The 15,277-nt window shown below is 66.9% G+C and carries 14 protein-coding genes; 4 read left to right on the top strand and 10 right to left on the bottom strand.

Translation table 11 applies throughout. The annotated features are described in order from the left end of the window. Window positions 1-41: 41 nt before the first annotated feature. From fdxA to E3N85_RS15620, 9 genes are all read right to left on the bottom strand, one after another. Window positions 42-371: a ferredoxin gene (gene fdxA / locus E3N85_RS15660; RefSeq protein ID WP_134464837.1), complete on the bottom strand. Its 330-nt coding sequence runs from the start codon at window positions 369-371 to the stop codon at window positions 42-44. Then, entirely contained in the window at window positions 368-1,768 is a 1,401-nt protein-coding gene (locus E3N85_RS15655) for an FAD-dependent oxidoreductase (RefSeq protein ID WP_134464835.1), read from the bottom strand. The genes fdxA and E3N85_RS15655 overlap by 4 nt, the downstream gene beginning before the upstream one ends. A 56-nt stretch (window positions 1,769-1,824) precedes the next feature. Next, entirely contained in the window at window positions 1,825-2,736 is a 912-nt protein-coding gene (locus E3N85_RS15650; RefSeq protein WP_134464833.1) for an ABC transporter permease, read from the bottom strand. Then, window positions 2,726-3,451, bottom strand: coding sequence for an ABC transporter ATP-binding protein (locus E3N85_RS15645; protein WP_134464912.1), 726 nt, complete (start codon window positions 3,449-3,451; stop codon window positions 2,726-2,728). The genes E3N85_RS15650 and E3N85_RS15645 overlap by 11 nt, the downstream gene beginning before the upstream one ends. A 62-nt stretch (window positions 3,452-3,513) precedes the next feature. Continuing rightward, complete coding sequence (locus E3N85_RS15640) at window positions 3,514-4,926, bottom strand: sulfate adenylyltransferase subunit 1 (RefSeq protein ID WP_134464831.1); 1,413 nt, start codon at window positions 4,924-4,926, stop codon at window positions 3,514-3,516. Between the two features lie 4 nt (window positions 4,927-4,930). Beyond that, on the bottom strand, window positions 4,931-5,992 hold the full coding sequence (locus E3N85_RS15635) for an ABC transporter substrate-binding protein (protein ID WP_134464829.1): 1,062 nt from the start codon (window positions 5,990-5,992) through the stop codon (window positions 4,931-4,933). Continuing rightward, window positions 5,992-6,903 carry a sulfate adenylyltransferase subunit CysD gene (gene cysD / locus E3N85_RS15630; RefSeq protein WP_174722504.1) on the bottom strand — a complete coding sequence of 304 codons (912 nt, stop codon included), beginning with the start codon at window positions 6,901-6,903 and terminating at the stop codon, window positions 5,992-5,994. The genes E3N85_RS15635 and cysD overlap by 1 nt, the downstream gene beginning before the upstream one ends. Next, window positions 6,900-7,700 (bottom strand): phosphoadenylyl-sulfate reductase, encoded by an 801-nt coding sequence (locus E3N85_RS15625; RefSeq protein WP_134464825.1) that lies wholly within the window; start codon window positions 7,698-7,700, stop codon window positions 6,900-6,902. The genes cysD and E3N85_RS15625 overlap by 4 nt, the downstream gene beginning before the upstream one ends. After that, a complete protein-coding gene (locus tag E3N85_RS15620; RefSeq protein ID WP_134464910.1) occupies window positions 7,697-9,433 on the bottom strand; it encodes a nitrite/sulfite reductase in 1,737 nt (578 codons plus the stop codon). Before E3N85_RS15620 ends, E3N85_RS15625 begins: the two co-directional genes overlap by 4 nt. Before the next feature lie 226 nt (window positions 9,434-9,659). Here E3N85_RS15620 and ftsY point away from each other — a divergent pair, with 226 nt between their 5' ends. Beyond that, the gene (ftsY, locus tag E3N85_RS15615) at window positions 9,660-10,535 is read left to right on the top strand and encodes a signal recognition particle-docking protein FtsY (RefSeq protein ID WP_134464823.1); all 876 of its coding nucleotides are present in this window, start codon (window positions 9,660-9,662) and stop codon (window positions 10,533-10,535) included. Between the two features lie 37 nt (window positions 10,536-10,572). Continuing rightward, window positions 10,573-11,076, top strand: a complete 504-nt coding sequence (locus E3N85_RS15610) for a DUF2004 domain-containing protein (protein ID WP_134464821.1) — start codon at window positions 10,573-10,575, stop codon at window positions 11,074-11,076. Window positions 11,077-11,119: 43 nt separating this feature from the next. On the opposite strand, the gene E3N85_RS15605 is transcribed toward E3N85_RS15610, so the two are convergent. After that, window positions 11,120-12,628 carry an MFS transporter gene (locus tag E3N85_RS15605; RefSeq protein ID WP_134464819.1) on the bottom strand — a complete coding sequence of 503 codons (1,509 nt, stop codon included), beginning with the start codon at window positions 12,626-12,628 and terminating at the stop codon, window positions 11,120-11,122. A gap of 67 nt (window positions 12,629-12,695) precedes the next feature. Here E3N85_RS15605 and E3N85_RS15600 point away from each other — a divergent pair, with 67 nt between their 5' ends. Then, window positions 12,696-13,295: a TetR family transcriptional regulator gene (locus tag E3N85_RS15600; protein WP_166783981.1), complete on the top strand. Its 600-nt coding sequence runs from the start codon at window positions 12,696-12,698 to the stop codon at window positions 13,293-13,295. Between the two features lie 7 nt (window positions 13,296-13,302). Continuing rightward, window positions 13,303-14,892, top strand: coding sequence for a signal recognition particle protein (ffh, locus tag E3N85_RS15595; protein ID WP_134464815.1), 1,590 nt, complete (start codon window positions 13,303-13,305; stop codon window positions 14,890-14,892). Window positions 14,893-15,277: the final 385 nt, after the last annotated feature.

Here is a 15,277-nt window from a genome sequence, read left to right as displayed (position 1 = left end):
TATGGCCGCGCATCCGGCGGCGCCCCGCCGCCCCTTTCGAGTCAGGCTGGCTCGGTGACCTGCGGCGGCAGCGCGGAGATGACGGGGTGGTCCTTGGCGAGCACGCCGACCTTGGCGGCTCCGCCCGGGGAGCCGATGTCGTCGAAGAATTCGACGTTGGCCTTGTAATAGTCGGCCCATTGTTCGGGCAGGTCGTCTTCGTAGTAGATGGCCTCGACCGGGCAGACCGGTTCGCAGGCTCCGCAGTCGACGCACTCGTCCGGATGGATATAGAGGGAGCGTTCGCCCTCATAAATGCAGTCCACCGGGCATTCGTCGATGCAGGCACGATCTTTCACATCGACGCAGGGCAGAGCGATCACATAGGTCACAGGGTCAGCAACGCTTCCGTGCGCGAGATCGAAACCTGTTCCGCGCGGGAGACGACCTTCACCCGTTCGCGACCCGGAGTGACCTCGTCGAGGCTGCCGAGCATCAGTTCGTGGGCATCGAGAGCCTGCCAGCCGGCCCAGGTCGTGAACTCTACCCCGCGTTCCTCGAGCAGTGCCAGGATTGCATCCGCCGTGCCCACGGCCGTACCCCCGGCGAACAGCACCGGCAGGTCGGCCACAAGCCGGGTCACGGTCTCGAGGGCGTCGCCCTTGGTGTGCCCGATGAGGCCGACCGGGCCGCGCTTGATCCACCCGGTGGCGTACAGTCCCGCGATCGGCTCGCCGGCCGCGTCGAGCACCCGCCCGCCGTCGTTGGGAATGACACCGCGCACGGCGTCGAACGGTACCTCGGTCAGCGCGCTGCCCCGGTAGCCGATCGCGCGATAGACGGCCTGTACCGGGTAGTCGACGACCTGCCCGGTCGCCCGCACGCCGCCGTCTCCGGTGTGTTCGGTGCGTTCAAAGCGGATGCCTTCCACCCGACCGTCTCCGTACACCTCGACCGGTGCGTGCAGAAAGTGCAGGTGCAGGCGACGCGAGGCGCCAAGTGGAGCCTTGGTGAGCCATCCGTTCAGCGTGCGGGTCATGATCTTGATCTGGTTGTTGCTGGCGACGAGCTGTTCACTGTGCGAATCGGGTGTGAAATCCTCGGCATAGACCACGAGGTCGACATCGGGAATGTCGGCGAGTTCCCGGAGCTCGATCGGGGTGAATTTCACCTGCGAGGGCCCGCGACGACCGAATACGTGCACGTCGGTGACCGGAGATCCGGCGAGGCCGGCGTAGACGGAGGCGGGAATGTCGGTGGTGAGCAGGTCGTCGGCGTGCTTGGCGAGAATGCGGGCCACGTCGAGGGCGACGTTGCCATTGCCGATGACCGCCACGTCGGTTGCGTCGAGCGGCCATTCCAGGGGGACGTCGGGGTGGCCGTCATACCAGGAAACGAAGTCGGCGGCGCCGAACGATCCGGGCAGGTCGATGCCGGGAATGACGAGGGGGGCGTCGAGAATGGCGCCGGTCGCGAAAATGACCGCGTGGTAGTGCTCGCGCAGATCGGTGAGGCTCAGGTCGGTGCCATACGTCACGTTACCGATGAAGCGGATCGTGTCGGCGTCGAGCATCTCCTGCAACGACTTGACGATGCCCTTGATACGCGGGTGGTCGGGGGCGACGCCGTAGCGAATCAGCCCGTATGGTGCGGGCAACGCATCGAACAGGTCGATGGCCACGGTGTGGCCGGCCTCGACCACGAGCCGGTTCAGAATGTTACCAGCGTAGATGCCGGCCGGGCCGGCGCCGATGATGGCGACACGCAGGGCAGAGGGAGCGGGGGTCATATTGTGCCTTTCAACAGCGCAAGCTTTCACGAAAGAAGAAGAGTGGATGCGCGCGGTCAGCGCAGGCCGGCGGCCATCAGCCCGCGACGGCGCAGCAGGCGACGTTCGATCGGAGCGAAGACGACGAGCTCGACCAGGATGCCGACGAACAGGATCACCAGGATCGTGGCGAGCACGCCGGACAGGTCGGCGAGAACACGGCTCTGGTCGAGCATCGAACCGAGGCCGAAACCGATCGTCCCGCCCTGGGTGATGATCTCGGCCGCCATCAGGGAACGCCAGGCGAAGGCCCAGCCCTGCTTGAGGCCGGAGAAATAGCCCGGCAGGGCGGCCGGCAGTACGACCAGGGTAGCCATCTCGAAGCGTGAGGCTCCGAGTACCGTGCCGACGCGGCGCAGCTGCGGCGGAATCTGGTCGACCCCCGAGACGAGCCCGTTGGCGATCGAGGGTACGGCGCCCATCAGGATGACGAAGAAGACGGTGGCGTCGGTGAGGCCGAACCAGATGATCGCGGCGGGCACCCAGGCGACCGAGGGGAGCACCTGCAATCCAGACAGCAGCGGGCCGACGGCGCGTCGCACCGGGCGGCACTCGGCAAGCAACAACCCGATCGGGGTGCCGATGGCGACGGCGAGAAGGAAGCCGAGCCCGCCTCGTTCGAGACTCGTCGTGACAGCGAGCTGCAGGCGGTCGCTGTTCCACGCACTGGCTAACGCGCCGAACACGTCGAGGGGACCGGGGATCAGGTCGGGGCGGGGTTTGGCGATCACAATGTAGACCTGCCAGGCCGCGACGAGGGCCACAAGCAGCAGAATCGGCGGCACCACACCGTCGAGGGTGCGGCGGAAGGCGCCGCGGGGCGTTTCGGGAACGGCCTGCAGCGAATCCAGGCCGGCTTCGAGGCGCCGGAGTTCGTCGTGGCCGGTGTCGTGAACCCTGGCGGTGGCAGCCTGCGGATCAAGCGGCATTTTGGCGGATTTCCTCTCGCAGCTGGTCGGTGATCTCGTCGCCCAGGCGGGCGACTTCGGGGGATTCGATGCGGCGTGAGCCGGTGTCGGCGATGGTCCACTCGTTGACGATGCGACCGGGGCGTGACGACATCAGGAGGATGCGTTCGCCCAGCCGGGCCGCTTCCCGCACGTTGTGGGTGACGAAGACGATGGTGCGACCGGTCTGACGCCAGACCCGTTCCAACTCCTCGTGCAGCAGGTCACGGGTGATCGCGTCGAGGGCGGCGAACGGTTCGTCCATGAGCAGCACCTTGCGGTCCTGCGCGAGCGAGCGGGCCAGGGCCACGCGTTGGCGCATCCCGCCGGAGAGCTCGTGCGGGCGTTTGTCGGCGGCATCGGCCAGATTGACCAGGTCGAGCAGCTCGAGGGCTTCGCTGCGACGTTCCCCGCGGGGCACCCCGCGCAGCTTGAGGGCGAGCTCCACATTGCGACCGGCGGTCAGCCACGGAAACAGGGCAGCGTCCTGGAACATGACGGCGGCCTTGCCGCTCGCCACGGTGACGGCGCCCTCGGTCGGCTTCTCCAGTCCGGCGATGATGTTCAGCAGCGTGGACTTGCCGCATCCGCTTGCCCCGAGCAGGCAGACGAACTGGCCGGCCTCGATCGTCAGGTTGATGTCGTCGAGCACGAGCGGGCCGGTGCCGTAGCGCTTGCCAAGGGCATCGATCGTGATCGCGGCCGGCTCGAGCGCAGCGGCGGCCGGGATTGTGGCAGCGGACACGTTGGTGAGGGAAGTCACGGTGACACTTCCGACCCGGCGCCCGAGCCGTCGCCGCCGCGGGTGGGTTCACCGGGGGCGGTGACGATGCCGGCGGCGAGGGTTGCGCCGTCCTGCGGGTGGATCACGAGGAACGCACCGGAGCGGCGGTTCAAAGAGTAGCGCTCGACCGGCAGATCGCGTGACAAGCGGATGCTCGCCTGCCCGATATCGTTCACGGCGAGAGTCCTGGCCGGTTCAACAGCCAGTGTCGTCAGGTCGAGCCGGCCGGTGACCTCGCTGATCAGGGCCTGCATGACCGTCGTGCCGAACTTCACCAGCACGCGGGCGCCAGGGGCGAGCGGGCGCGGGTCGAGCCAGAACAGGTCGGCTTCGAGGGTGCGGGTGATCGGCGGCAGGGTGTCGACGGCGGCGATCACCGCGCCGCGGGCCACATCGAGGTCGTCGGCCAGGCGCAGCGCGATCGACTGCGGAGCGAAGGCCTCGTCAAGAGCGACGCCGGCGAAGTCGATGCCGGTGACCGTGCTGGTGCCGCCGCCGGGCTCGACGCTCACGGTGTCGCCGACCTTGATGCTGCCGCTCGCGACCTGCCCGGCGTAAGCCCGGTAGTCGCGGTAGGAGTCGGTGAGCTCGGGGGCCACGACGACCGCGCCCTGCGGGCGCAGCACGAGCTGTACGGGCAGGCGAAACGCCTCGGTGGCCTGGCCACGCTCGTCGAGGTCGTCGATCACGGTGAGCGTTTCGAGCAGTTCGAGCAGGCTCGGCCCGTCGTACCAGGGGGTGCGCTCGGAGCGGTCGACGACGTTGTCGCCGACCAGCGCCGACACGGGAATGACCAGCACTTCAGCGATGCCCAGTTCGGCGGTGACCAGTCGAACGCTGGCCTCCACCTCACGATAGGCGGCCTCGTCGTAATCCAGCAGGTCGATCTTGTTGACCGCGACGATCACATGCGGCACGCGCAGCAGGGCGACGACACTGAGGTGCCGGCGGGTCTGCTCGAGCACCCCCTTGCGGGCGTCGATGAGCATGATGACGGCATCCGCTGTGGTGGCGCCGGTGACCATGTTCCGTGTGTACTGTACGTGGCCGGGGCAGTCCGCCAGAATGAACGAGCGGGCGGGCGTCGCGAAGTAGCGGTAGGCCACGTCGATGGTGATGCCCTGTTCGCGTTCCGCGCGCAGGCCGTCGGTCAGCAGGGCGAAGTCGATTCCGCCGCTCTCGCCGCCGAAGCCGCGCTCGGTGGAGGTGCGGGTGACCGCTTCGAGCTGGTCGGCGAGGATGGCCTTCGAGTCGTGCAGCAGCCGGCCAACGAGGGTGGACTTGCCGTCGTCGACCGAGCCGGCCGTCGCGAAGCGAAACAGGGTGCCTTCGGGAGCGGCGACAGCGGCTTCGCTGGCGAGAATCTGAGTCTCAATGGTGAGTGTCATGCGTTTATTCCGTTCCCAATCCGCCGGCCGAGACCGGTTCTTCGGCGTGCTTGGCCAGTACGGCGTTCAGCAGTGCCACGTTGAACAGACCGTTCAGGTCGCCGTCCTTGCCGATGCCGGCCTTGACCGCCTCGGCGAGCGAGATCGGAAAGGTCGACGCCAACGGGTCGACATTGAATTTCACTTCGGTCAGGGCGCGGGCCAGCACGTCGTCGGCCAGAGCCTTGCCGGTGTCGGCCGTGAGTTTCGCGTTGATGACGGTCGCTGCGTCGGCCGGGTGCTGGGTGAGCCAGTCGACCGCGGTGACGTGCCCTTCGAGCAGGGCGCTCACGGTGTCGGGGTGCTCCTCGAGAAAGGCCTTGCGCACGAGCAGCACGGTCGTGGGAAAGTCGCCGTTCTCCCACAGGTCTGCTTCGTTCACGAGAACGTGGCCTCCGGCCTCGAGCACGAGTCGGGACACCCACGGTTCGGGCAGCCAGGCGCCGTCGATCTTGCCACTCTGGAACAGGGTCAGGGTCTGCGCGTTCTCTGTCGGGGAGACATTGACCTCGCCGCCGCCGGTCGTACTGGTCGTGTAGCCCTCATCATTGAGCCAGGAACGCAGGGCGACATCCTGGGTATTACCGAGCTGCGGGGTGGCGAGGATGGTGCCGGCCAGGTCGGCCGCGTTGTCGATGCCGTCACGCACGACGAGTGCGGCACCTCCGCTGGCAGCTCCGGCCACGATGACGGCCGACTCGCCGCGGCTCTGGATGAACGTGTTCACCGCTGGACTCGGGCCGATGTAGGCGGCGTCGATGGCGCCGGCGCTGAGCGCCTCAACGGCGGCCGGGCCGGCGTTGAAGATCTGGGTGCTCAGTTTCGTGTCGCCGAGGGCATCCGCGAAGTAGCCGTTCTGCAGCCCGACGAGCGCTGCGGCGTGGGTGACGTTGTCGAAGTAACCCAGGCGAAGTTCGGCGGCTGGACCCTGGTCGGTGGCGGGCTCGGTGCTGGCCGTGGCGGCGCATCCACCGAGCAGAAGTGACGTTCCCAGCATGAGGGCGCCCAAACGGAGCATATTCTTCATTAGAAATATCCTTCCTTTTTGCGGTCTTCCATGGCGGCCTCGGAGATGCGGTCGTCGGCGCGGGTCGCGCCGCGTTCGGTGATGGTGCTCACTCCCACCTCGCGGACGACATCGGCAACGGATGCCGCTGCCGAGTCGACCGCGCCGGTGCAGCTCATATCGCCCACCGTGCGGTAGCGCACGGTGCGAAGTTCGATCGTCTCGTCGGCCCGTGCCGGGCTGACCGGGCTGACGGCGCGCCACATGTCGTCGCGGCGGTAGACCTCACGCTCGTGGGCGTAGTAGAGCGGGGGCAGTTCGATGTTCTCGCGTTCGATATAGCGCCAGACGTTGAGTTCGGTCCAGTTGCTGATCGGGAAGGCGCGCACGTGCTGTCCCACGGTGTGGCGGCCGTTGTAGAGGTTCCACAGTTCGGGGCGTTGGTTGCGCGGGTCCCACTGCCCGAATTCGTCGCGCAGCGAGAGGATGCGCTCCTTCGCACGCGCTTTGTCTTCGTCGCGACGGGCACCGCCGAAGACGGCGTCGTGCCGACCGGCTGCGATGGCGTCGAGCAGAGGGAGGGTCTGCAGGGGGTTGCGGGTGCCATCGGCGCGTTCCGCCAGGCGGCCGTCGGCGATGTAATCCTCGACCTTGGCGACGGTCAGGCGTACGCCGTGCGCGGCGACGGTCTTGTCACGAAACTCGAGCACCTCGGGAAAGTTGTGACCGGTGTCCACGTGCAGCAGGGAGAACGGAATCCTGCCGGGCCAGAACGCCTTCGCGGCGAGGTGCAGTACGACGACGGAGTCCTTGCCGCCGCTGAACAGCAGTACGGGGCGTTCGAACTCGGCGACGACCTCGCGGATGATGTGGATCGCTTCACTCTCGAGCACATCAAGTTCGGACAGGCGGTGTGAAGTTGCGATGGTCATAGGTGGAGCCCGCATTCTGTCTTCTCGAGGGTGGCCCAGCGGCCGGAACGGGGATCGGCACCCGCCGCGACGGGCTGGGTGCAGGGGGCACAGCCGATGGAGGGGTAGCCCTGGGAGAGCAGCACGTTCACGGGAACGTGGTGCCGGGTGGCGTAGTCCATGAGCTCGTCGTAACTCCAGGCGGCGACCGGGTTCACCTTGACCAGGCCGTTGCGTTCGTCCCAGATGACGAGCGGCGTGTTGGCGCGGGTGGGTGCTTCATCGCGGCGTACACCGGTGAACCAGAGTTCGTAGCCGCCGAGTGAGCGCTGCAAGGGTTCGACCTTACGCATCGCGCAGCAGGCATTGGGATCCCGGGCGAACAGCTCGGCGCCATGCTCGGCGTCCTGCTCCGGCACCGTCGTCAGCGGCAGCACGTCGACGACGGTGACCGCCAAGGTCGCCGCGACGGCGTCGCGAGTCTCATAGGTTTCGGCGAAATGATAGCCGGTATCGAGAAAGAGCACGTCGATGCCGGGCAGCTGCTGCGACACGATCTCGGGCAGCACCGCGTCGGCCATGGAGCAGGCGACGGCCACGGCGTCGGCGCTGAAGTTTCGGGCGACCCAGGCGATGACCTCGGCGGCGGTGGCCTCACGGCCGTTGGCTGCGGCGGCCTGAGCGAGTTCGGCCGAACCCTGCTCGGCGAGGGCTTGCAGCTCGGCGGCCGGCCGGCGCTCCGGCAACGCACGAGCGGGCGCAGCGGATGCCGCGGGGCTGTTGCTGCGAGCGCGCGCGTTCAGGTTGATGGCGCTCATTTGAGGTCCTCCTCGTCGGCGCGGTGCGCCCACTGGGCAAAGGTTTCGTCGTTGGTGCGGGCGGCCAAAAAGCGCCGCACGAGGCGTTCGACGTAGTCGGCGAGGTCTTCGGCGGTCACCTTGAGGCCGCGCACGGTGCGGCCGAGACCGGCCTCGTCGCGGTCGACGGAGGCGAGTCCGCCTCCGAGGTGCACCTGGAAGCCGGGGGTGGAGCCGCCGTTGCCGTCCGGCAGCAGCTGGCCCTTCAACCCGATGTCCGCGGTCTGGATACGGGCGCAGGAGTTCGGGCATCCGTTCACGTGCAGGGTGATGGGGTGCGGGGCGTCGATGTCGGCGAGGCGCTGTTCAAGCTCGAGGATGGCATCCGTTGCGGACTGCTTGGTCTCGACGATGGCGAGCTTGCAGAACTCGATTCCGGTGCAGGCCACGGTGGAGCGGCGGAACAGGCTCGGGCGGGCCGACAGGCCGATCTCGTCGAGGGCCGCGATGAGCGGTTCCACGTGCTCCTCGGCGACGTCGAGCACCACGATCTTCTGGTGCGGAGTCGTGCGCAGCCGGGTCGAACCGTGGGCCTCGAGCAGGTCGGCGAGCTTCACGAGGGTCTGCCCGGAGACGCGGCCGACGAACGGGGCCACGCCGATGTAGAAGCGGCCGTCCTTCTGCTTGTGCACTCCGATGTGGTCGCCCTGCGTCTTCGGGCGGGGCGCGGCGGGGCCGTCCGGCAGGGTGTAGCCGAGGTATTCGTCTTCGAGAATACGACGGAACTTCTCGGGACCCCATTCGGCGAGGAGGAATTTCAGGCGTGCCTTGCCGCGCAGGCGGCGGTAGCCGTAGTCCCGAAAGATGGACGCGACGCCGCGCCAGACCTCGGACACTTTGTCTTCGGCCACGAACGCGCCGAGGCGTTCGGCCAGGCGCGGGGTGGTGCTGAGCGCGCCGCCGACCCACAGGTCGTAGCCGATACCGAGTTCGGGGTGCTCGACGGCGACGAGGCCGATGTCGTTGATCTCGTGGACGACGTCCTGGCTGGGGTGACCGGTGATGGCGGTCTTGAACTTGCGCGGCAGATTGGCGAACTCGTCGGTGCCGAGAAACTTGCGGGCGAGCTCGTTGATCGACTCGGTGGGGTCGATGAGTTCGTCGGCGGCGATACCGGCCACGGGGGAGCCGAGGAACACGCGTGGCACATCACCGCAGGCCTGGGTGGTTTCAAGGCCGACGGCTTCGAGGCGGCGCCAGATCTCGGGCATGTCCTCGATCTGGATCCAGTGCAGCTGAATGTTCTGGCGGTCGGTGATGTCGGCGGTATCGCGGCCGAAGTCGCGGGAGACCTCGCCGATCACGCGGGCCTGCTCGGTCGTGAGCTGGCCACCGTCGATGCGCACGCGCAGCATGAAGTAGCGGTCTTCGAGTTCTTCGGGCTCGAGGGTGGCGGTCTTGCCGCCGTCGATGCCGGGCTTGCGCTGCGTGTAGAGGCCCCACCAGCGAAAACGGCCGTGCAGGTCGGTTCCGTCAATGGAATCGAAGCCCTGCTTGGAGTAGATCTCCTCGATGCGGCCGCGCACGGCCAGGCCGTTGTCGACCTGCTTCCAGACCTCATTGCCGTTGAGCGGTTCGGTGCCGTCGATCTTCCACTGGCCGTTCGGGCGGGTGGATGGCCGCGGTGGTCGTGCTGCGGGCAGCGTGGTCGCTGTCACCGGTGCGTTCGCGGCCCCTGCCGCAGTGGTGTGCACCGTCTCGGTTTCGTTCGGCACGTCGGCTCCCTCTGTTTGCGGCGTCGCCCCGGTGTTCACGAACCGGAGCAACGCTTCTCACGCTAGTGCGCCGCGCGAAGAGGGGACAGCGAGGGGGGTCACGTGTTGTCACACGCTGTCACGAAGCGTCACACAGGGTGCAGGGAACGGAGCAGGCGCTAGGCGGGCGCCGCGCAAGACGGTGTAGCCCCCGTAGGCTAGGGACATGGCTGAACGCACCCCCTGGTCCCTCTCCGGCGCGCTGCGCGGAATGTTCGCGAAGAAGACCATCGACGCCGACAGCTGGGACGACCTCGAGGACGCCCTGCTGCAGGCCGATTTCGGCCCCACCGTGACCGAAGCGGTCATCACAGACCTGCGCGCGAAGGTCGCCAGGTACAACACGACCGACCCGGTTGATTTACAGCGGATGCTGCGCGAGGGCATCGAAGAGCGGCTCTCGGTGCTCGATTCCACCCTGACGCTCTCCGAGCGTCCAGCCGTCGTGCTCGTCGTCGGCGTCAACGGCGTCGGTAAAACGACCACGATCGGCAAGTTTGCCAAGTTTCTGCACACCTACGGCCGCAGCGTCGTGATCGGCGCCGCTGACACGTTCCGTGCCGGTGCCGTCGAGCAGCTGTCGACGTGGGCCGAACGGGCGGGGGCGCAAATCGTGAAGCCGCAGATGACGGGCCAGGATCCGGCATCCGTCGCCTTTCAAACCGTCGAGAAGGCGAAGAACGAGGGCATCGAAATCGTGCTCATCGATACCGCTGGGCGCTTGCAGACCAAGGGCGGCCTCATGGACGAGCTCACCAAGATTCGCCGAGTCGTCGAAAAGCAGGGCCCGATTGCCGAGGTGCTGCTCGTTCTTGACGCGACGACCGGACAGAACGGACTCGCCCAGGCCGAGGCGTTCATTGAACACGCCGGGGTGACCGGCCTCGTGCTGACCAAGCTCGACGGCTCCGCGCGCGGTGGCTTCGTGCTGGCCGTGCAGGAGAGGACCGGTATTCCCATCAAACTGGTCGGACAGGGTGAGGGCATCAACGACCTCACCGGTTTCACCCCGCACGTGTTCGCCCAGAAACTCGTCGGCTGATCGAGCATCAAAGAACTTTAGGGACAATGAGGGCAGTATGAGCATCGAACACGATTTCTTCGGAATACTCGGCGACGAAGATGAGGGCGAGGTCTATTGGTCCGAGTCGGCCGAGCTGGGTGACCAGAGCGTCGAAATCGACCTCAGTGCGCCCGATGAAGCCTCGGTCACCGCTGAGGCCCTCGACATTGCCGCGGCCATGATCGGTTCCATCGAGGACCTCGACTCCCAGGTGCGCGAGTCCCTCGTCGCCGATCTGTCGGCCGAGGTCTCGGTGACGAGTCAGTACATCGCCGAGCAGCTGGATGAGATGGAGCCCGAGGCGATCGAAGACGCTATCATCTGGGATTCCGGTGATCAGCAGATCGATTTCCTGCGCTCGCTGCGCCTCCAGCGCATCGGCTTCCACCCGCACCACAGCGGCAACGAGGCACATTTCGCGATTCTCGAATACGCCATCAGCCCCGACGACACCGACGGCCTGCTCGTGGTCACGATCGACGTGCACGGCGACACGGTGTTGGTAGCCCTCGACAACTGAACCCCGGCTACCTTCGTGCCTGGCTGAAGTGCTACCCGAGGTGCTACCCGAGGTGCACAGCGGGCTCCGAGCCGAGCAGATCTTCCTTGCTCGGGCGCACCAGGAAGAATGCGATGGGCGCCGCCGCGAACATGATGATGGCCGCCCACAGAAAAGCCGATTGGTATCCGCTCACGAGCGCGCCGAACTGCACGGCCTGCGAGGGTACCTTCCCGACCAGGTACCCGCTCACGGCGGCCGTGTACAGCGCGGTGAACAGCGCGGTTCCGAGCGATCCTCCAATCTGCTGCATGGCCGTTACCGCTGCGCTCGCGGCACCGGCGTCGTGTTCGGCGATCCCCGACAGCGCCACATTCTGCAAGGGTACGAAGATCATGGCCAGGCCGACGCCGAGCAGAATAAGCCCGGGCAGCACCGCCAGCGCGTAGTTGCCACCCACCGTGATGCCGGTGAGCCAGAGCAGCCCGGCCGCACCCACAATCGGGCCGACGGTCATCGGGATACGCACGCCGGTGCGGGCCAGGAACTTTGACAGCACCCCCGCACCGATCATGATTGTCGCGGTCATCGGCAATGCGGCAAGACCGGACTGAATCGGGGTGTATCCCAACACGATTTGAAGATAGAGCGTGAGGAACAGCAGCCCGCCCAGAAGCGCGGCGCCCGAGAGTAGGGCGGTGAGAAAAGCCCCGCCGCGCACCCTGCTGGCCATAATTCGCAGCGGCAGCAGCGGATGGTTCGACCGGCTTTCCACCCACACGAACAGTCCCAGCAGCACCAGTCCCACCGGGAGGCAGACGAGCACGGGCCAGGTGCCCCACCCGTTCTCGGCCTGCGCGAAGCCGAAGACCAGGGATCCGAGACCGAGCGCCACGAGAATAGCCCCCGGCATGTCGTACCGGGTATTGCCGTGCGCCTTGCTCTCCCGAATGACCGGGATGGCAGTGGCGATCGCCACGATGGCGATCGGCACGTTCACGTAGAGGCACCAGCGCCAGCTCGCGTACTCGGTGAGCACACCACCAAGAATGAGGCCGACGGCTGCGCCACCGCCGGCAATCGCTCCGTAGACGGCGAATGCCTTGATGCGGTCCTTGCCGCCGGGAAAGTTCACGGTGAGCAGGGCGAGCGAGGCCGGAGCGAGCAGCGCCGCGAACAGACCTTGGAGGCCGCGAGCGGCGAGCAATTCCCAGGTGCTCTGTGCGGCACCACCGAGGGCGGAGGCGATGGCAAACCCGGCCATACCCACGATGAAGGCGCGCTTACGGCCCCAGAAATCGGCGATGCGCCCGCCGAGCAGCAGCAGCGCACCGAACACGAGCGAGTACAGGGTGACGACCCAGGTGCGGTCACCGTCGCTCATACCGAGCGCGGTCTGAGCCTGGGGGAGCGCGATATTCACGATGGTGCCGTCGAGCACGACGGTGAGCTGGGCGAGCGCGACGATTGCGAGTAGCCACCACCGGCGCGGGTTGGCTGGGGGCGAGGCCGCGATGGCCTGGCTTGCCGGAGCGGTACCGGGCGGATCGGTGCTGATGCTGGGGGTCGACATAGCTGCCACTCTATCCAACACCGAACGAACTAGTTTGTTTTGTGTCGGAAATGGTTATAGTCGAGGTATGGCACGCGACGGAGCAGGTACCCAGACACGCATTCTGGAAGCGGCACGCGCGGAGTTCGCCGCCTATGGCCTCGCCGGCGCGCGCGTAGATCGAATTGCCAAAACTGCCTCGGCGAGCAAGGAACGCCTGTACGCCTACTACCCCGATAAGAAACACCTGTTCCTGGAGGTGTTGGAACTCAACCTGCGCGAATTCTCAAGCGACGCCGTGCTGACCGACAACGACGTGCCGGCTTTCGCCGGAGCGCTGTTCGACCACGCGGTGCGCCACGGCGATCACCTGCGCATGATCGACTGGGCGCGCCTCGAAACCGACGGCACCTGGCTGCCGGCCCTGGAAGTCATGCTCGGTTATCGCGACGAACAGGTGCGCCGCATCCGCTTGGCCCAGGCCGCCGGTCGGGTCGACACGGCGTGGGATCCGGTGCAGCTCATAACCCTCATCTTCGGCATCGCCACTGCCTGGCTGCACGAGCCTGGCGCGGTGCAGGAGCGCGGCGGCGCGCCCGACCCGGTCGTGATCAAGACCCGGCGTGCCAACGTCATCCGTGCGGTCGAGCGACTGATCGCACCGAGCGCAACGGCTGCGATAAACTGAGCCCATCATGGCAACTTTTGGAAACCTCTCAGATCGTCTTGCCGAGACGTTCAAAAACCTCCGAACCAAGGGCAAGCTCAGCGCAGCGGATGTCGACGGCACCGTTCGTGAGATCCGTCGCGCCCTGCTCGACGCCGACGTCGCCCTCGAGGTCGTCAAGGACTTCACCGGCAAGGTGCGGGAGCGCGCCTTGGGCGACGAGGTCAGCAAGGCGCTGAACCCGGCCCAGCAGGTCGTGCAGATCGTCAACGACGAGCTCGTCACCATTCTCGGTGGCCAGCAGCGTCGGCTGGAATTCGCCAAGAAGCCGCCGACCATCATCATGCTCGCCGGCCTGCAGGGCGCCGGTAAGACCACCCTCGCCGGCAAGCTCGCCAAGTGGCTCGCCAAAGACGGCCACACGCCGCTGCTGGTCGCCGCCGACCTGCAGCGCCCCAACGCGGTCACCCAGCTCGAGGTCGTCGCCAGGCAGGCCGGCGTCGCCGTGTACGCGCCGGAGCCCGGTAACGGCGTCGGCGATCCGGTCAAGGTCGCCCGCGACGGCGTGAAATACGCCCTGCAGAAGGTGCACGACGTCGTCATCGTCGACACCGCCGGACGCCTCGGCGTCGACGCCGAGCTCATGAAGCAGGCCGCCAACATTCGCAAGGCGATCAATCCCGACGAAGTACTCTTCGTCATCGACGCCATGATCGGCCAGGACGCCGTCGCCACAGCGAAGGCCTTCCAGGACGGCGTCGACTTCACCGGCGTCGTGCTCACCAAGCTTGACGGCGACGCCCGTGGTGGGGCGGCTCTCTCGGTCGCGAGCCTCACCGGTCGCCCGATCATGTTCGCTTCCACCGGTGAGGGGCTCGACGACTTCGAGCCGTTCCACCCCGACCGCATGGCCGGCCGTATCCTCGACCTCGGTGACATCCTCACCCTGATCGAGCAAGCGCAGGGCGCGTTCGACGAAGACGAGGCCCGCAAGGTCGCCGAGAAATTCGCGACCGACACCTTCACCCTCGACGACTTCCTCGGCCAGATGCAGCAGCTGCGCAACATGGGTTCGATCAAGAAGATGATGAGCATGCTGCCCGGCGCCGGCGCCATGAAGGCGCAGCTGGACAACTTTGACGAGCGCGAAATCGTGCGCACCGAGGCGATCATCCAGTCGATGACCAAGCTGGAGCGCACCACTCCCAAGCTGCTCAACGGCTCGCGCCGGATGCGCATCGCCCGGGGGTCCGGATCGAGCGTCACCGAGGTCAACCAGCTCGTGCAACGCTTCGAGCAGGCCGCCAAGATGATGAAGACCGTGGCCAAGGGAGGCATGCCCAACATTCCCGGCATGGGCCCGATCCCCGGTGCCGGTTACGGCGGCAAGCCGAAGGTGCAACAGAAGAAGAAGGGCTCCAAGTCGGGAAACCCGGCCAAGCGCGCCGCCGAAAATGCTGCGATCGCCTCGGGAGTCAAGCCCGCCGGTGAGACCATGCGGGCGGATGCCGGCGGCTCCGGGTTCGGCCTCGGCTCCGGCGCCCAGCCCGGCAGGGGCAAGGCCGGCGGCCCGACCGAGGACGAAATGGCCGCGCTGCAGAAAATGCTCGGCCGGTAGCATCCGCCTGCCCGAAGAGGCACGCTGCGAACCTGCGCGTCGGTAAGTCGCGCCCGCCACCGACTGGCTGGCCTGGCGCGACTCCAAGAACGCCTGAGCACCCACGCCCTGACCGATTCAGCATGTGGATGCCGCCATCGTCAACGGACGCCTGTACGCCCACCGCGTGCTTTCCTGAGGGCTGCTGAACTCGCTGCAGCGCTCGGCGCTGCCGCGCTCGGCGGGGAGGAGGGTCAGCGCCTCTGTCACGCGGGGCGCCACGCTGCTCGAGATCATGCTCGGAGGCCACGTCACGCACAGGCGGAGTGCTGCTTGCCGATATGACGCGGCCGGTGCTCCGAACCGGCCGTCGCGCGATGGCTGCCTAGTGTTCACCTGAATGGCC

The sequence above is a fragment of the Cryobacterium sp. Hz9 genome (assembly GCF_004402825.1).
Lineage (GTDB): Bacteria > Actinomycetota > Actinomycetes > Actinomycetales > Microbacteriaceae > Cryobacterium > Cryobacterium gelidum.
Note: the sequence above shows the minus strand (reverse complement) of the source record. Positions and strands in the feature narration are given on the sequence as shown.